Consider the following 17,714-nt stretch of genomic DNA (forward strand, 5'->3'; position numbering starts at 1 on the left):
ACAACAATGACCACCAGCCTGCCAGTAACACCTGCCCTGAGCCGCCGCGGCTTGCTCAAGTTCAGCCTCGGCGCCAGCGCCTTCCTGGCCACCGCCGGGTTGGGCGCCAGCCTCAGCGGTTGCTCGGCGCAAACGCCTGCCAGTGGCTACCTCACCTTGCGCCAGAGCGATTTGCCGATTCTGCGGGCCCTGATCCCGGTGATCATGGCCGGCACCTCTGCCGCCGAACACCTTGACGCCATGCTGCAGCGCTTGGACCACAAGCTCGCCAGCCTGTCGCCCGCCATGCTCAAGCTGACCCAGCAGCTGTTCGATGTGCTCGCCCTGCCGGTCACCCGCGGGCCGCTCACCGGCATCTGGGGCAGCTGGGAAAACGCCAGCGGCGAGAACATCCGGGCCTTCCTGCAACGTTGGGAGAACAGTTCGCTGAATTTGCTGCGCATGGGCCATGCCTCGCTGCTGCAGCTGTTGCAGATGGCCTGGTATGAGATGCCCGAATCCTGGGCGCAGTGCGGATACCCCGGCCCGCCGAAAATCTGAACCACACTCATAACGACAAGAGGCTGAAGATGCCCGTACCCGATCTGTTCCGCGAAGGCATGGCCCGCGGCTGGAAAACCCGTGATGCGTCACGCCTGGAGCAAGACCTGACCCTGGAAGCCGATGTCGCCATCATCGGCAGCGGTGCCGGCGGCGCCACCAGTGCCGAACTGCTCAGCGCCGCCGGTTTCAAGGTGCTGCTGATCGAAGAAGGCCCGCTCAAGACCAGCAGCGACTTCAACCTGCTCGAAGACCAGGCCTACTCCAACCTCTATCAGGAAGGGATCGGGCGCATGAGCAAGGATGGCGCCATCACCATCCTCCAAGGCCGCGCAGTGGGCGGTACCACGCTGATCAACTGGACATCGAGCTTCCGCACGCCGGAACCTACCCTGCAGCACTGGGCCAGCGAGCATGGCGTCAAAGGCTTGAGCAGCGCGGAACTGGCGCCCTGGTTCGAGCGCATGGAGCAGCGCCTGGGTATCGCGCCTTGGGCCCTGCCGCCCAACGCCAACAACGAAATCCTCAAACGTGGCTGCGAGGCGCTCGACTACAGCTGGAAGGTCATCCCGCGTAACGTCCGCGGCTGTTGGAACCTCGGCTATTGCGGCATGGGCTGCCCGGTCAACGCCAAGCAGTCGATGCTGGTGACCAGCATTCCCGCCGCCCTGGAAAAGGGCGGTGAACTGCTCTATCTGGCGCGCGCCGAACGCCTGATCCACGACGGAGAACGCATCAGCAGCCTGCAATGCGTGGCCATGGATGCGCGCTGCGTAAACCCTACCGGACGGCAAATTCAGGTCAAGGCACGGCACTACCTACTGGCCGGTGGCGGTATCAACAGCCCGGCCCTGCTGCTGCGCTCAGAGGCACCAGACCCCCACGAACGCCTGGGAAAAAGGACCTTCCTGCACCTGGTCAACTTCAGTGCCGGGCTGTTCAAAGACAAGGTCAACCCGTTCTACGGCGCGCCTCAGTCGATCTACTCCGATCACTTTCAATGGCGCGACGGCGTCACCGGCCCGATCGGCTACAAACTTGAGGTACCGCCTCTGCATCCGGCGCTGGCGGCCACCTTGCTCGGCAGCTTCGGCAGTGAAAATGCCTTGCGTATGGAGCAATTGCCCAACACCCACATCATGCTCGCCCTGCTGCGTGACGGGTTCCACCCACAGAGTGTCGGTGGCGAGGTACAACTGCGCAGCGACGGCACGCCGGTTCTCGATTACCCGGTGTCGGCCTACGCCTGGGAGGGCGTTCGCCGTGCGTTCCACAGCATGGCCGAGATTCAGTTCGCCGCCGGCGCCGAAGCGGTGCTGCCAATGCACAGCGACGGTCGCTATGTGAAAAGCCTGGCCGAAGCCCGACAACTGATCGATAGCCTGAGCCTGGAACTGTTCCGCACGCGGTTGGGCAGTGCCCACGTCATGGGCGGCTGCGCCATGGGCGAAGACCCGCGCCAGGCCGTCTGCGACAGCCTTGGGCGCCATCATCAGCTGGCCAACCTGTCGATCCACGACGGCTCACTGTTCCCCACCAGCATCGGTGCCAACCCGCAATTGTCGGTGTATGGCCTCGCGGCACGGCTCACCGATGGCCTGATCGAACGCCTGGCTGCCAACAGATGACAACAAATGGACACACTGTCTATAGTGCCTTCAGCGTGCGCAGGCGACTTGGCCGACTGCCACTGCTGCGATACCATCCGACTCCCCAACGCACTCCTGCCAGGACGACGCGATGAACCGAGTGTTGTACCCAGGTACTTTCGACCCTATTACCAAGGGCCATGGCGATCTGGTCGAGCGTGCCTCGCGGCTGTTCGACCAGGTGATCATTGCGGTCGCTGCCAGCCCGAAGAAAAACCCGCTGTTCCCCCTGGAACAACGGGTAGAACTGGCTCGTGAGGTCACCAAGCACCTGCCCAATGTCGAAGTCATCGGCTTCTCTTCCTTGCTCGCGCACTTCGCCAAGGAACAGCAAGCCAATGTCTTTCTGCGCGGCCTGCGCGCCGTCTCGGACTTCGAGTACGAGTTCCAGCTGGCCAACATGAACCGCCAGCTGGCACCGGATGTCGAGAGCCTGTTCCTGACCCCGTCAGAGCGGTATTCCTTCATTTCCTCGACCCTGGTTCGGGAAATTGCAGCGCTCGGTGGCGATATCAGCAAATTCGTCCATCCGATAGTGGCCGAAGCCCTGACTGAACGCTTCAAGAAGTGACATCGGCGATTTGACCACGGCGCCCGCGTGCACTGCGGGCGCTAATGCGGCACAATTATGCCCATTGGTTTTCAAATGCCCGGGTTCTGAGCCCTGGCCGGAGTCCCCATGTCCCTGATCATCACCGACGATTGCATCAACTGCGACGTCTGCGAACCCGAGTGCCCAAACGCCGCTATTTCCCAGGGCGAAGAGATCTACGTGATCGACCCGAACCTGTGCACCCAGTGCGTTGGTCACTACGACGAGCCACAGTGCCAACAAGTCTGCCCGGTTGACTGCATCCCGCTGGATGAAGCCCACCCCGAGACTGAAGAGCAGTTGATGGAAAAATACCGCCGCATTACCGGCAAGGCCTGATGCTGTTTGTCGCCAGGCTAGCACCGCTGGTTCTTGGCGCCTCGCTGGCGCTGGGGGCCGTCAGTGCCCAGGCACAAGGTCCGGGCCGCGCGGCCATCGCCAGCCCGCACGCCGAAGCGACTGCTGCTGCGCGAGAAATTCTCGAACAAGGCGGTAATGCCTTTGACGCCGCCATTGCCGTGAGCGCCGCCTTGGCGGTGGTCGAGCCTTATGGTTCCGGGCTTGGCGGCGGCGGTTTCTTCCTGCTGCGCGAGGGCGGCAGCCCGGCACGCTACGTGTTTATCGACGCCCGTGAGCGCGCGCCAGGAAAAGCCAGCGAGGGCATGTACCTCAAAGACGGCAAGGTTCAGCCTGGCCTGTCGATCAACGGCCCCCTGGCTGCGGCAATCCCCGGACTGCCCGCCGCGCTGGCCGATCTTGCTGCGCACTACGGCAAATTACCGCTGAAAAACACCCTGGCCCCGGCCATTCGCTTGGCCAACCAGGGTTTTAGCGTCGACCGCATCTACCGCGACCGGGCAACCATGCGCCTGAACGCACTGCGCGACGATCCGGAAAGCGCCCGGTTGTTCCTCAAGCAAGGTGAAGTCCCGGCACTTGGCGCACAGATTCGCCAACCTGAGCTGGCGACCACCCTTGAACGTCTGGCCAATCAGGGCCGCGATGGCTTCTACCGCGGCCCAACTGCGCAGGCTATGGTGCAAGGCGTGCAGGCTGCCGGCGGTATCTGGAGCCTGGACGACCTGGCCAACTACCGTACCGCCAAACGCGAACCCCTGCGCTACCAGCTGGCCGGGCAGCGTGAACTGATCAGCGCACCGCCGCCGTCCGCCGGTGGCGTCGCCCTGGCCCAGAGCCTGGCGATGCTCCAGCGCCTGCCTTGGCAGAGTGCCGAGCCGGTGCAACGCAGCCACTACGTACTGGAAGTATTGCGCCGCGCCTACCGCGACCGCGGTCTGCTCGGCGATCCGGATTACGTCGCCAACCCGGTGCCGCAACTGCTGGCGCGCAATTACCTGACCCAACTGGCCGACAGCATCGACGTCCACCAGGCCACGCCAAGTAGCAGCTTGCCTCCGGCACCAGCCTGGCGCGAAGGCGACCACACCACCCATTTCGCCGTGATCGACGCCGACGGCAATGCCGTGGCCGCGACGCTATCGGTCAACTTGCCCTTCGGTGCGGCCTTCAGTGCGCCGGGTACCGGCGTGGTGCTGAACAACGAAATGGACGACTTCGCCGCTGATCCGCGCGGCAGCAACAGCTACGGTCTGGCCGGCAGCCAGGCCAATGCCGTCGCCGCAGGCAAACGGCCGCTGTCGAGCATGAGCCCGAGCTTCATCGAAAGCCCGACCCAGTTCGCCGCGTTCGGCACACCCGGCGGCAGCCGGATTCCCAGCATGGTGCTGCTGTCGATGCTGGGCTTTCTGGAAGGCAAACCGGTCGCCAGCTGGCCCGCTGTACCACGCTACCATCACCAGTACCTGCCGGATGTGGTCGAACACGAACCGGGCGCGTTCAGTACAGAACAACAGCACGAACTGCAGGCCCGCGGCTACCAGCTCAAAGACCTTGGCCGCACCTACGGGAACCAGCAAGTGCTGTACTGGGACAAAGCCAAACAAACCCTGGAAGCCGCCAGTGATCCGCGTGGCGTAGGCGAGGCCGAGGTGCTCAGCCCGCGATAGCGGTGCACCTGCCACATCGCCTCGCGGGGCAAGCCCGCTCCCACAGGAAGACAATTGAAAATTGCTCACGGCCCCCCTGTAGGAGCGGGCTTGCCCCGCGATAAAGGTCATCTGCCGAACCGCCGCCCTTACTTCTGGCAGCGCGGGCAGAACACGCTGGCGCGCTGGCCCAGTTTGACCTCGCGCAAAATGCTCCCGCAAACCTTGCAAGGCTCTTCCCGGCGCCCGTAAACGAACAGCTCCTGCTGGAAGTAACCCGGCTGGCCATCACCGCCGATAAAGTCGCGCAACGTAGTGCCTCCGCGCTCGATCGCGCAGGCGAGGATGCGTTTGATCTCGATCGCCAGCTTCAGATAACGCGCTCGCGAGATGCTCCCCGCTTCACGGCGCGGGTCTATACCCGCCGCGAACAGCGCCTCGGTCGCGTAGATATTGCCCACCCCGACCACCACGGCGTTATCCATGATGAACGGCTTCACCGCCATGGCCTTGCCACGTGACAGCTGAAACAGGCGCTCACCATCGAACAGGTCGGTCAGCGGCTCCGGGCCGAGCTTGATCAGCAGCTCATGGTTGAGTGGGTCGAGGCTCCAGAGCATGGCGCCGAAACGCCGTGGGTCGGTGTAGCGCAAAGCCAGGCCCGACTCCAGTTCGATATCCACATGTTCGTGCTTGGCGGCGGGCAAGCCGATCTCGACCAGACGCAGGTTGCCAGACATCCCCAGGTGGCTGATCAACGTCCCAACTTCGGCATTGAGCAACAGGTACTTGGCGCGGCGCTCTACTTTGACGAAGCGCTGCCCTGAAAGGCGAACGTCGAGGTCTTCGGGAATCGGCCAGCGCAGGCGGCGGTCACGCACGATCACCCGGTTGACCCGCTGGCCTTCCAGGTAAGGCGCTATACCGCGCCGGGTAGTTTCGACTTCGGGTAGTTCCGGCATGGATCAGTGAGTGCCCAGTTCGCGAATGGTCTGTTTGAGGTTCTCAAAGTCGTACTCGGAAAGCCCTACGTAGTCGAGCACCAGGTGCCCAACGGCATTCCACTCGTGATCGACACTCTGATTGCCTAGCACCCGGTACGACGCGCAGATGTGTTCAGCCATCTTGAGGATCGCCAGCAGGTTCTTCAACTGCGTGTTGCGCGCCGAGTCATCGCTGAACACCGCCAGGGCGTTGTGATGGTTGGCGATGGCATTGCTCAGGTGCTCGGGCAAACGCCAGGACTTGGCGGTGTAGTAACCCACCACTGCATGGTTGGTATTGAACGCCTGATTCTCGGTGTCCACCACGCGTTGATGACTGCCGGCATGGGCATAGGCTTGTTCCAGCACGCCCATGTAATCGGGGAAGCGCTTGAGCATCAGCGGCACGCCGCAATCATGGAACAGGCCCAGCGCATAAGCCTCATCCACGGCCTGCGAGCCGATGCGCTTGGCCAGGGTCATGCAGGTCATGGCTACGTCCTGGGCGGTATCCCAGAAGCGGTTGAGGGTAACGATGGTGTCATCGCTCATCTCGCCCTTGATCGATTGGGCGTTGATCAGGTTGATGATCGATCGGCTGCCAAGCAGATTCACTGCACGCTGGATCGAGGCAATCTTGTTGGTCAATCCGTAATAGGGCGAGTTCACCAGCTTGAGCAGTGCGCCAGACAGACCCGGATCCTGGGAAATCAGCTTGGCGATTACCTCTAGGTCAGGATCAGGCATGTATTGCTCGAACTGCAGGTCAACCATGATCTGCGGTTGCGGCGGCACGCTGATGCCTTGCAAGGCGTGCTGGATCTGTTCGGCGGAGAGTTCCTGGGACATAAGTACACACTCGGGGCTGAGCGGCGATTCTAACCTGTTCGTACAGCCCAGGGGTGAGGCGCAAGGCCAGTGCTCTGTTGCAATTTGTCGCTAATAACATCAGTGCAACGGGCATCAGGTTATACTCCCGCTCTTTTTTCCCGGAGCGACGTCATGTCCCTGCCCAGCCTTCGTCTCAAAGCCAATGCCGACCGCCGTCTGCGCGCCGGTCACCTGTGGGTCTACAGCAACGAAATCGACGTCGCCGCCACCCCGCTGCACGGCTTCAAGGCCGGTGATCAGGCGATTCTCGAAACCACCAGCGGCAAGGCCCTGGGCGTCGTAGCCATGAGCCCGAACAACCTGATCTGCGCCCGCCTGCTGTCGCGCGATGCCAAGCTGGCCCTGGACAAGTCGCTGCTGGTGCACCGCATCAACGTGGCCCTGTCGCTGCGCGAGCGCCTGTTCGACAAGCCGTTCTACCGCCTGGTCTACGGTGATTCCGACCTGCTGCCGGGTCTGGTCGTCGACCGTTTCGGCGATATCCTCGTGGTGCAACTGGCTTCGGCCACCATGGAACTGCACAAGGACGACGTCATCGCCGCCCTGGTTCAAGTGCTCAAGCCAAGCGGCATTCTGTTCAAGAACGATTCGGCCGCGCGTGACGCCGAAGGCCTGAACCGCTATGTCGAAACCGTATTCGGCCTAGTGCCGGAGTGGGTCGCGCTGGAAGAAAACGGCGTCAAGTTCGAAGCCCCGGTGATGGAAGGCCAGAAAACTGGCTGGTTCTACGACCACCGCATGAACCGCGCGCGCCTGGCGCCGTACGTCCAGGGCAAGCGCGTGCTTGATCTGTTCAGCTACATCGGTGGCTGGGGTGTGCAAGCGGGTGCTTTCGGCGCCAGCGAAGTGTTCTGCGTTGACGCCTCGGGCTTCGCCCTTGATGGCGTAGAGCGTAACGCTGCGCTCAACGGCATCGCGGAAAAGCTCACCTGCGTTGAAGGCGACGTGTTTGAAGCGCTGAAGGAACTCAAGGCCGCCGAAGAGCGTTTCGACGTGATCGTTGCCGACCCACCCGCCTTCATCAAGCGTAAAAAAGACCTGAAAAACGGCGAAGGCGCTTACCGTCGCCTGAACGAGCAAGCCATGCGCCTGCTGAGCAAAGACGGTATTCTGGTCAGTGCGTCGTGCTCGATGCACCTGCCTGAAGACGATCTGCAGAACATTCTGCTGACCAGCGCCCGTCACCTGGACCGCAATATTCAGCTGCTCGAGCGTGGCGGCCAAGGGCCGGATCATCCGGTGCATCCGGCGATCCCGGAGACTCGCTACATCAAGAGCATTACCTGCCGTTTGCTGCCTAACAGCTAACGTCCATTTCGCGGGGCAAGCCCGCTCCTACACGCGATGTAGGAGCGGGCTTGCCCCGCGACCACACTCAGAACCCCAATACCACAGACGCAATCCCGAAGTACACCAACACCCCGGCAGCATCGGCGATGGAGGTGACCAAGGGACCACTGGCAGTGGCCGGGTCGAGCTTCATTTTGGTAAACATGAACGGCAAGCTCAGGCCGATCAGACTGCCAATCAATACGATGACCAGCATGCTGCTGGCCACGATCACGGCGATTTCCGGCCCGCCGCGCAGCATGCCCAGCGACGCCACGGCAATCGCCATGGTGCAACCCAGCGCCAGCGCCACACCGCATTCACGCCCGAGCATACGCAACCAGTCACGCATCACCACTTCCCCGGTGGCCAGGCCACGCACCATCAAGGTCGCAGACTGCGCGCCAGCATTGCCACCGCTGTCGACCAGCAGTGGCAGGAAGAACACCAGAACGATATGTGCGGCGATGGTTTCTTCGAACGCGGCAATACCGGCGCCGGAAAACAGGTTGCCGAACACCAGCAGCACCAGCCACAGCACGCGCTTGCGGTACAACAAGCTGACAGTGGCCTCTTTCAGGTTGCCGATGTGGGTGGTGATGGAAGCACCTTTGTGGAAGTCTTCGGTGGCTTCATCAACCAGTGCATCAATGGCCTGGCTAGCGCTCAGCCCATTGCAGGTGCAGGAGCAGCAGCTGTTCAGGCGTACTTCGGGGGTATAGGTCATATCGATCTCCAGGCAGCAGCACAGGCGCCTGGAGGCCAACCGGCAAGGCTGTCGGTCAGCTAACGGGCAGCCCTGACGCCACTGCGTTCAGTGCCAGAATGTAGGTTCGCGATGAACTGAAACTGGGAAGGTCCATTAAGGGTGTCGTCTCGTGAGCCGCACATGCGGCGCGGGGATGTTAGCCAGATCGAGCGGCGGAAACAGCCGTTAATTAGGCATCTACCAGCATTTCGGAAGCGTCTTACAGATGGGTCTTACTGGCGTTTTCGCGAGGCAAGCCCGCTCCCACCGTTACCTGCAATCACCGCCAACCATCTACAACACCATTCCTTCACAGCGCCAGCGGTGTAGAATCGGGCTATTCATCGCCAGTCATCCCGGCGGGTTTATGAGCTCTGGCTGAGCGCACGGCGATCCCGCGGCGATCTCGGCTTCATCCGTACCAGCGGCCACCTGCCTTCGGTGCAAAGGACAAGAGAAGCTCACTTCCCTTTTTGTTACCTGATTAGCCGCCAGGAGTGTTTCATGCCTGTTTACCGCTCGAAAACGTCCACCCACGGCCGCAATATGGCCGGCGCACGCGCCTTGTGGCGTGCCACCGGGATGAAAGATGACGACTTCAAAAAGCCGATCATCGCCATCGCCAACTCGTTCACCCAGTTCGTCCCGGGGCACGTTCACCTGAAGGACCTGGGCCAGTTGGTCGCCCGCGAGATCGAACGCGCCGGTGGCGTAGCCAAGGAGTTCAACACCATCGCGGTTGACGATGGCATCGCCATGGGCCACGACGGCATGCTCTATTCGCTGCCAAGCCGGGAGATCATCGCCGACTCGGTCGAGTACATGGTCAATGCCCACTGCGCCGACGCCATTGTCTGCATCTCCAACTGCGACAAAATCACCCCCGGCATGCTGATGGCCGCCCTGCGCCTGAACATCCCGGTGATCTTCGTCTCCGGCGGGCCGATGGAAGCCGGTAAAACCAAACTGGCCAGCCACGGTCTGGACCTGGTTGACGCCATGGTGATCGCTGCCGACTCGACCGCGTCCGACGAGAAAGTCGCCGAGTACGAGCGCAGCGCCTGCCCAACCTGCGGTTCCTGCTCTGGCATGTTCACCGCCAACTCGATGAACTGCCTGACCGAAGCCCTGGGCCTGGCCTTGCCGGGTAACGGTTCGACCCTGGCCACCCACAGCGACCGTGAGCAACTGTTCCTGCAAGCCGGGCGCACCATTGTCGAGCTGTGCAAGCGCTACTACGGCGAAGACGATCACAGCGTCCTGCCGCGCAACATTGCCAACTTCAAGGCGTTCGAGAACGCCATGATGCTCGATATCGCCATGGGCGGTTCGACCAACACCATCCTGCACTTGCTGGCCGCCGCCCAGGAAGCCGAGATCGATTTCGACCTGCGCGATATCGATCGCCTGTCGCGCAAAGTGCCGCAGCTGTGCAAGGTTGCGCCGAACATCCAGAAGTACCACATGGAAGACGTCCACCGCGCTGGCGGCATCTTCAGCATCCTCGGATCGCTGGCCCGTGGCGGCCTGCTGCACACCGACCTGCCGACCGTGCACAGCCCGAGCATGGAAGAAGCCATCGCCAAGTGGGACATCACCCAGACTGACGACGAAGCGGTGCACCACTTCTTCAAGGCAGGCCCGGCCGGTATCCCGACCCAGACCGCATTCAGCCAGTCGACCCGTTGGGAAACCCTCGACGACGACCGTGAAAACGGCTGCATCCGCAGTGTCGAGCACGCCTACTCGCAAGAAGGCGGCCTGGCCGTGCTGTACGGCAACATCGCGCTGGACGGTTGCGTGGTGAAAACTGCGGGCGTCGATGAGTCGATCCACGTGTTCGAAGGCAACGCGAAAATCTTCGAAAGCCAGGACAGCGCAGTACGCGGCATTCTTGCCGACGAAGTGAAGGAAGGCGACATCGTCATCATTCGCTACGAAGGTCCGAAAGGTGGCCCGGGCATGCAGGAAATGCTCTACCCGACGTCCTACCTGAAGTCCAAAGGCCTGGGCAAAGCCTGCGCCCTGCTGACCGACGGCCGCTTCTCCGGCGGTACTTCGGGCTTGTCGATTGGTCACGCCTCTCCTGAAGCGGCCGCTGGCGGTGCGATCGGCCTGGTGCAGGACGGCGACAAAGTGCTGATCGACATCCCTAACCGCTCGATCAACCTGTTGGTCAGCGACGAAGAGTTGGCGGCACGTCGTGTGGAGCAAGACAAGAAGGGCTGGAAACCGGTTGAAGTGCGCCCACGTAAAGTGACCACAGCGCTGAAAGCCTATGCCCTGCTGGCCACCAGTGCCGACAAGGGTGCGGTGCGTAATAAAGCATTGCTTGATGGGCTGTAAGTAACAAACATCGCGGGGCAAGCCCGCTCCTACAGGTTCTGTGGGAGCGGGCTTGCCCCGCGATTGCTTTCATCCATCACTCAGCCTGCGGCTCCCTGATCTTGTACCAGGCCACATACAGCGCCGGCAGGAACAGCAAGGTCAGCAGCGTCGCGATAATGATCCCGCCGATCATCGCGTAGGCCATCGGCCCCCAGAACACTTCCCGCGCAATAGGAATCATGCCCAGACTCGCCGCTGCCGCTGTCAGCAGAATCGGCCGTCTACGGTGGTTGGTAGCTTCCTGCACAGCTGCCCAGGGCGACAAGCCCTGCGCCTCGTACTCGTCGATCTGGGTCACCAGAATCACCGAGTTACGGATGATGATACCGATCAGCGCGAGAATCCCCAGAATCGCCACAAAGCCCATCGGCGTTCCCGTCGGCACCAACGCCAGCACCACCCCGATCAAGCCCAGCGGCGCCACGCTGGCCACCAGAAAGAGCTTCTGCACACTGTGCAACTGGATCATCAGGAAGGTGCCCATCAGGAACAGCATCAGCGGCAACACCTTGGCGATCGGACCCTGCGCTTTACCGCTGGCCTCCACCGTACCACCGGTTTCAACGGTGTAGCCCACCGGCAGTTTGCTGATGAAGTCGTTGATTTGCGGTTCAAGCTCACGCACCAGGTCGGTCGGCTGCATGTCGCCACGCACCGCGGCCTTGATGGTAATGGTCGGCTTGCGGTCGCGACGCCAAACCAGTGGTTGCTCCAGCTCGTAACGCACGGTGGCGAAGGCCAGCAACGGAATCGAGGTACCGTTGGGGGTGACAATCTGCAGGTTCTGCAAGGTCTGGGGTGAACTGCGCTCACTGTCTACGGCGCGGGCGACGACGTTGATCAGGTAGATGCTGTCGTTGACCTGGGTGATCTGCGTCCCGCTGACAATGCTGTTCATGACGTTGGCCACGTCTTCAGATGACAGCCCCAGCTGGCGCGCCTTGTCCTGGGCAATTTCGACCCGCAGCACTTTGCCGGGTTCGTTCCAGTCATAAATCAGACTGCCAATGTGCTCATTGCTGTCGAGCATGGCCGCCAGGGCGATGGCATGTTTGCGCACCTGATCAATGTCTTTGCCCATGACCCGGTACTGAATCGGCAGGCCCACCGGCGGGCCCATTTCCAGCGTCTGAACGTTGCTGCCGATACCGACGAAGTCTTCGCGCAAACGCTGTTTCAAGCGCTTGACCAGCCCTTCACGTTCCTCGAACCCTTTACTGACGATCACCAACTGGGCGTAGTAGGGGTTCTGCAGTTGCTGGTCCAGCGGCAGGTAGAAGCGAATGGCACCCTGGCCGATATAGGTACTCCAGCGCTCGATATCCACATCGTCCTTCAGCGTTGCCTCAAGCTTATCCACCGCTTTGCGGGTTTCCTCGATCGAGGCGTTCTGCGGCAGGTTGAGGTCCACGAGAATCTCGGGGCGGTCCGAAGACGGGAAGAACTGGTTCTGCACGAAACGCATGCAGAACAACGCCAGCAGGAACAGCAAAATAGTGCCGACAATGGTCAACCAGCGATGGCGCATGCACCACAGCAAGCTGTGTTCGAATGCCTTGCCGACGCGCCCCGCTTCTTCATTGTGCGGTTTGACCTTGGCGTTGAGGATATGCACGCCCAGCACCGGCGCAAACACCACGGCCACCACCCAAGACACCAGCAACGCGGCAGCGATCACCGCGAACAAGGTGTAGGTGTACTCCCCCGCCGAGCTGGCATTGAGGCCGATCGGCATAAAGCCCGCCACGGTTACCAGCGTGCCGGTGAGCATCGGGAAGGCGGTCGAGGTGTAGGCAAAAGTCGCTGCCTGCTCCTTGGTCTCACCCATTTCCAGGCGCGTGACCATCACCTCCACGGTGATCATCGCATCGTCCACCAACAGCCCCAGGGCGATGATCAAGGCACCCAGCGAGATCCGCTGCATGGTGATGCCGCTGTACTCCATGAAGATGAACACCATCGCCAGCACCAGCGGAATCGAGCAGGCCACCACCAGGCCGGCGCGAATGCCGAGGCTGACGAAGCTCACCGCCAATACAATGATCACCGCTTCGAACAACGCACTGGTGAAACCACCGACGGCCTCTTCCACCACCACCGCCTGGTCAGAAACGGTGTGCACCCCGACCCCGACTGGCAACTCTGACGTCACCCGATCCATCATTTTGTGCAGGTCGGCACCAAAGGCCTGGATGTTGCCACCGGCCTTCATGCCGATACCTAAACCGATGGCAGGTTGACCGTTGAAACGGAACAGCGGTGAAGGCGGATCAACGAATCCGCGCTCGATCTCGGCAATGTCGGCCAGGCGGAAGAAGCGGTCGTTGATGCGCAGATTCACCGTTTCCAGGTCTTTTTCCGAGGCGAACTGCCCGGTTGTACGCACCGATACCCGCTCGGGCCCGGCTTCGATCACCCCCGCCGGGGTGACCGCGTTCTGGCTCTGCAAGGCTTGCAGCACCTGACGCTGATCGATACCGAACGAGGCCAGCTTGCGGGTGGAGAAATTAAGGTACAGCACCTCGTCCTGGGTGCCGATCATTTCGACCTTGCCCAGCCCTGGCACTTCACGGATCTCGGCGCGCACCTGCTCGACGTAGTCGCGCAGTTGGCGCATGGTCAGGCCGTCGGCGGTAAAGGCGTAGATCGAACCGTAGACGTCACCGAACTCATCGTTGAAACCCGGCCCCTGGATACCCTGGGGAAACTGGCCGCGAATATCCTGGATCTTCTTGCGCACCTGGTACCAGATTTCGGGGATGTCCTTGGCCGGTGTGGTGTCCAGCAAGTTGACATAGACCGTCGATTCACCCGGTCGGGTGTAGCTTTTTACGTAGTCGAGCGAGTCCAGCTCTTCGAGCTTTTTCTCGATGCGGTCAGTGACCTGGTTCAGGGTCTCGTCCTGGGTCGCGCCCGGCCAGCGGGTCTGGATCACCATGGTTTTGATGGTGAATGAAGGGTCTTCCTCACGCCCAAGGTTCACGTAGGAGAACACGCCCATCAGCAAGCCGACGAACATCAGGTACCAAACAAAGGATTGGTGCTTCAGCGCCCATTCCGACAGGTTGAAGCTTCCTTTCATTGCGGACCTTCCTCATCGACTATGACCTTCTGGCCCGGTTTCAGGGTGTTCACCCCTGCTGTTACCACCCGCTCTCCGGCCTGAACACCCGAGCTCACCACGATGCTCTCGGGTGTACGTTCAATTAGCTTCACCTCGCGGCTCGCGACTGTGTTCTGTCGCGGATCAACCACCCATACCCGGGTCTGTCCATCGCGCTCCAACAACGCCGAAGCCGGAAGCTCGCTGCGCGGCGAAATGGCCGAAGTCAGGGTGACACTGATCGCCGTGCCCAGGTAAAACGACTCCGGTGTAGTGGCCAGGGTCAGGCGCGCACGGCGGGTTCGGGTGGCCGCGTCGGCCTGCGGCTCCAGTTCGCGCAAGGTCGCGGTGGTGTTGATACTCGGGTCGAGTTGCGAAGCCACCTCAAACTTCAAATCAGTGGTCAGTTGCTCAGCCAGATACGTCGGCAGATCGATGACCGCTTCTTTGACATCCGGACGGGCCAGGGTGACCACTGGTTGCCCGGCGCTGACAGTCTGTCCGGCTTCGGCCTGCCAGTTGGTGACCACGGCGTCGTGATCGGTGCGTAGTTCGCTGTAGCCCAGCTGGTCGCGCGCCTGGCTGACGGCCGCGCGGGCCTGCTCCAGCGAAGCACCGGTGGTTTTCAGGTTGGTCTGGGCCTCATCCAGTTGCGCCTGGGCGCCCACGCCACGGTCAAACAGTTGTTGTTGGCGGCGCGCATCGGCCTGGGCGTTGATCCACTGCGCCTGGACCTTGGCCAGATCGCCTTCGGCAGCGCGCAACTGGTTGCGCTGATCGGCCGGGTCGAGGCTGGCCAGAACGTCGCCCGCTTTCACCGAGTTGCCCACATCGACCCAGCGTCGGGCGATACGTCCGGCAACACGAAAGCCCAGCGTGCTCTCGTAGCGCGCCTGAATGGTGCCGGCAAAGCGCCCGAGATCGGCCTGGATCTGGGGTTCGACAATGACCGAAAGTACCGGTCGGACCGGGTCCGACTCCGCTGCTTCTTTCCCGCAGCCAACCAGCAATAGCGCACTGCACAGGCCAAGTGTGACTGCTTTCATTGCGCTACCCCGATATCCTTGAACGGTGCGACTTCCACTTGCATGCCGGGCGTAAGCAACTGCCCGCCTGCCACCACCACGCTTTCCCCGCCCTTGAGGCCTTCGCTGATGACCACCTTGCCAGTGAGATAGCGGCTGACCTTGACCTCCTGCAACCTGACTTTATTGCCTTCCTCCACCAGCCACACCGCCGGGTCATGCAGGGCCTTGGTCAACGCCGACCAAGGCAGTTCGATACTGGGCTTGCCCTTGATATGACCGGTCGCTGAGACAGCCGAGCCCAGCTCCATACCGGCGGGGACTTCAGTCAGTGCCACTTTGACTTGTACCGTGCCGCTTTGCGCGGAAACGGTCGGGGTCACTTCCCGCACATGGCCGCTGGCCTGAATCGTGGGTTTATCTACCAGGCTGACGGTGATGGATTCGTTAGTGGGTGGCGCTACCAGTAACGATTCATAGACATTGAACACGGCATCGCGCTCGCCATCGTGGGCCAGGCTGAAGATGGGTGCTGTAGCCTGCACCACCTGCCCGACTTCGGCCTGACGATCAGTGATCACCCCGGCCGCGTCGGCGATCAGTGCGGTGTAGCTCAGTTGATCGCGGGCGTTGGCCAATTGCGCCTGGGCCGCTTTCAAGGCGCTCTGGCTGCTGCGCAGGGACGCCTGGGCAGAGTCATATTCACTCTGGCTGGTATAACCCTTGGGCAGCAGCTTCTGCTGACGATAAAAGGCCTTGCTGGCTTCGGTGACCCGCGCTTGCTCGGCGAACACCTCCGCCTTGGCCGAGTCGACATTGGCCTGCAAATCTTTCGGATCGAGCCGGGCCAGAACCTGATTGGCTTTCACGTGATCGCCAACATCGACGCTACGGGAAATGATCTTACCGCCAACACGAAACGAGAGGTCTGCCTGAACCCTGGCCTGAATGTCGCCGGTGAGGGTCACCGGCGCAGCAAAATCACTGGGCTGTACGCGCTGTACAGCCACCCTGCGCAGCTCGGCTTCGACAGCGGTTTGCTTATCACAGCCGACCAGCACGAGCCCCAAGCCCAGACTGACGATCAATACCCTACGCGACACCGTCATGCAGGCTCCTTGCATGTGTCAATTCGATACAGAGATGCGAGTGTTAGCGTAGATCAGGGAATGTGCTGTTGCTGTAACAAATGCAATTCCTTTGAGTTTGATCAGGTGGGTGATACTACCGCCCTCCTCACCTGCGCAAGGATGCCAAGATGCTGACCACATTGGCCGTTGCAAACTACCGCTCGATCAACCACCTGGTATTGCCCCTGGCGCGCCTGAACGTCATCACCGGTCCCAACGGCAGCGGCAAATCCAACCTATACAAAGCCTTGCGCTTGCTCGCTGAAACCGCCCAAGGCGGTGTGGTCAACGCGCTGGCCGGTGAAGGCGGACTGGAATCGACCTTCTGGGCAGGCCCCGAGCGCATCAGTCGCCGCATGAGCCGCGGCGAAGTGGCCGTCGAGGGTGGCTCGCGGCAAGAAGCCAAACGTCTGCGTCTGGGCTTTACCAGCGAAGATTTTGGATATGCCATCGGCCTTGGCCTACCTACATCCAGCGGGCATTTCATGCTCCCCGGTATCAGCTCACCGATGCCTTCATGCTTCACCCTCGACCCGCAGATAAAGCGCGAAAGCATCTGGGCGGGTCCGCTCTATCGGCCGGCGAGCTTGCTGGTCGATCGCCAGGGCGCAGTGGTGCGCGCTCGCGAAGGTCGTCAATGGGAGGTGTTGGCCCAGCACACGGCGGATTTCGACAGTCTCTTCGACCAGGTGGGCAACCTGCAGTCTTCACCAGAGGTGCTGCACCTGCGCGAGCGCATCCGCGGCTGGCGCTTTTACGATCATTTCCGAACGGATCGCGATGCCCCGGCCCGACGACCTCAACTCGGCACCCGCACGCCGGTGCTGCACCATGATGGCCGCGACCTGGCCGCCGCCCTGCAAACCATCATCGAGATCGGTGATGCGCAGGCGCTATGGGAGGCGATCAGCGACGCCTTTCCCGGCTCACACCTGACCATCGATGCGCTGCCTGGCAGCCAGTTCAGCGTGCAGTTCCATCAGAAGGGCCTGCTGCGACCGCTGTCCGCTGCCGAGCTGTCGGATGGAACCCTGCGCTATTTGCTGCTGGTGGCGGCATTATTGAGCCCCAGGGCGCCGTCCATGATGGTACTCAACGAACCGGAAACCAGTCTGCACCCGGACCTGCTACCGGCGCTGGCACGCTTGATCCATCGCGCCGCCGAGCATTGCCAGGTATGGGTGGTGTCGCATGCACAGCAATTGGTGGCCGCGCTGGAACAGGATGCGACCTGCAACTCGATTGTGCTGGAGAAGGTACTGGGACAGACCCGTGTGGCAGGTCAGGGGATGCTGGATGAACCGGCCTGGAATTGGCCAGATTAAATGGC

Annotated in this window: 14 protein-coding genes; 8 read left to right on the forward strand and 6 right to left on the reverse strand. The window is 61.6% G+C overall.

What is annotated here, in order from left to right; all coding sequences use genetic code 11:
* Nucleotides 1-6 precede the first annotated feature (6 nt).
* The 5 genes from ACVWSC_RS27515 to ggt all read left to right on the forward strand — a co-directional run bounded on the left by ACVWSC_RS27515 (nucleotide 7) and on the right by ggt (nucleotide 4,808).
* Nucleotides 7-540 carry a twin-arginine translocation pathway signal protein gene (locus ACVWSC_RS27515; RefSeq protein ID WP_442110581.1) on the forward strand — a complete coding sequence of 178 codons (534 nt, stop codon included), beginning with the start codon at nucleotides 7-9 and terminating at the stop codon, nucleotides 538-540.
* A gap of 29 nt (nucleotides 541-569) precedes the next feature.
* Nucleotides 570-2,168, forward strand: coding sequence for a GMC family oxidoreductase (locus tag ACVWSC_RS27520; RefSeq protein WP_442110583.1), 1,599 nt, complete (start codon nucleotides 570-572; stop codon nucleotides 2,166-2,168).
* Nucleotides 2,169-2,280: 112 nt separating this feature from the next.
* On the forward strand, nucleotides 2,281-2,760 hold the full coding sequence (gene coaD / locus ACVWSC_RS27525; RefSeq protein WP_274296215.1) for a pantetheine-phosphate adenylyltransferase: 480 nt from the start codon (nucleotides 2,281-2,283) through the stop codon (nucleotides 2,758-2,760).
* 108 nt (nucleotides 2,761-2,868) lie between these two features.
* On the forward strand, nucleotides 2,869-3,120 hold the full coding sequence (locus ACVWSC_RS27530) for a YfhL family 4Fe-4S dicluster ferredoxin (RefSeq protein WP_010222176.1): 252 nt from the start codon (nucleotides 2,869-2,871) through the stop codon (nucleotides 3,118-3,120).
* Nucleotides 3,120-4,808, forward strand: a complete 1,689-nt coding sequence (gene ggt / locus ACVWSC_RS27535) for a gamma-glutamyltransferase (RefSeq protein WP_442110586.1) — start codon at nucleotides 3,120-3,122, stop codon at nucleotides 4,806-4,808. Before ACVWSC_RS27530 ends, ggt begins: the two co-directional genes overlap by 1 nt.
* A gap of 128 nt (nucleotides 4,809-4,936) precedes the next feature.
* On the opposite strand, the gene mutM is transcribed toward ggt, so the two are convergent.
* Nucleotides 4,937-5,749 carry a bifunctional DNA-formamidopyrimidine glycosylase/DNA-(apurinic or apyrimidinic site) lyase gene (gene mutM, locus ACVWSC_RS27540; protein ID WP_442110588.1) on the reverse strand — a complete coding sequence of 271 codons (813 nt, stop codon included), beginning with the start codon at nucleotides 5,747-5,749 and terminating at the stop codon, nucleotides 4,937-4,939.
* A 3-nt stretch (nucleotides 5,750-5,752) separates the two neighbouring features.
* Nucleotides 5,753-6,565: an HDOD domain-containing protein gene (locus ACVWSC_RS27545; RefSeq protein WP_442114388.1), complete on the reverse strand. Its 813-nt coding sequence runs from the start codon at nucleotides 6,563-6,565 to the stop codon at nucleotides 5,753-5,755.
* A gap of 207 nt (nucleotides 6,566-6,772) precedes the next feature.
* Between ACVWSC_RS27545 and ACVWSC_RS27550 the strand changes: the two genes are divergently transcribed.
* Nucleotides 6,773-7,969: a class I SAM-dependent rRNA methyltransferase gene (locus ACVWSC_RS27550; RefSeq protein WP_442110590.1), complete on the forward strand. Its 1,197-nt coding sequence runs from the start codon at nucleotides 6,773-6,775 to the stop codon at nucleotides 7,967-7,969.
* 67 nt (nucleotides 7,970-8,036) lie between these two features.
* On the opposite strand, the gene ACVWSC_RS27555 is transcribed toward ACVWSC_RS27550, so the two are convergent.
* On the reverse strand, nucleotides 8,037-8,717 hold the full coding sequence (locus tag ACVWSC_RS27555; RefSeq protein ID WP_442110592.1) for a magnesium transporter: 681 nt from the start codon (nucleotides 8,715-8,717) through the stop codon (nucleotides 8,037-8,039).
* A 525-nt stretch (nucleotides 8,718-9,242) separates the two neighbouring features.
* Between ACVWSC_RS27555 and ilvD the strand changes: the two genes are divergently transcribed.
* Complete coding sequence (gene ilvD / locus ACVWSC_RS27560; RefSeq protein WP_442110594.1) at nucleotides 9,243-11,084, forward strand: dihydroxy-acid dehydratase; 1,842 nt, start codon at nucleotides 9,243-9,245, stop codon at nucleotides 11,082-11,084.
* Between the two features lie 76 nt (nucleotides 11,085-11,160).
* On the opposite strand, the gene ACVWSC_RS27565 is transcribed toward ilvD, so the two are convergent.
* The 3 genes from ACVWSC_RS27565 to ACVWSC_RS27575 are packed head-to-tail and all read right to left on the reverse strand — an operon-like array spanning nucleotide 11,161 to nucleotide 16,363.
* Nucleotides 11,161-14,208: an efflux RND transporter permease subunit gene (locus tag ACVWSC_RS27565; protein ID WP_442110596.1), complete on the reverse strand. Its 3,048-nt coding sequence runs from the start codon at nucleotides 14,206-14,208 to the stop codon at nucleotides 11,161-11,163.
* Complete coding sequence (locus ACVWSC_RS27570; protein ID WP_442110598.1) at nucleotides 14,205-15,275, reverse strand: efflux RND transporter periplasmic adaptor subunit; 1,071 nt, start codon at nucleotides 15,273-15,275, stop codon at nucleotides 14,205-14,207. The genes ACVWSC_RS27565 and ACVWSC_RS27570 overlap by 4 nt, the downstream gene beginning before the upstream one ends.
* Complete coding sequence (locus ACVWSC_RS27575) at nucleotides 15,272-16,363, reverse strand: efflux RND transporter periplasmic adaptor subunit (protein ID WP_442110599.1); 1,092 nt, start codon at nucleotides 16,361-16,363, stop codon at nucleotides 15,272-15,274. The genes ACVWSC_RS27570 and ACVWSC_RS27575 overlap by 4 nt, the downstream gene beginning before the upstream one ends.
* A 149-nt stretch (nucleotides 16,364-16,512) precedes the next feature.
* Between ACVWSC_RS27575 and ACVWSC_RS27580 the strand changes: the two genes are divergently transcribed.
* On the forward strand, nucleotides 16,513-17,709 hold the full coding sequence (locus tag ACVWSC_RS27580; protein WP_442110601.1) for an AAA family ATPase: 1,197 nt from the start codon (nucleotides 16,513-16,515) through the stop codon (nucleotides 17,707-17,709).
* The last annotated feature ends 5 nt before the right edge of the window (nucleotides 17,710-17,714 follow it).

It is taken from the genome of Pseudomonas sp. NUPR-002, from assembly GCF_056322725.1.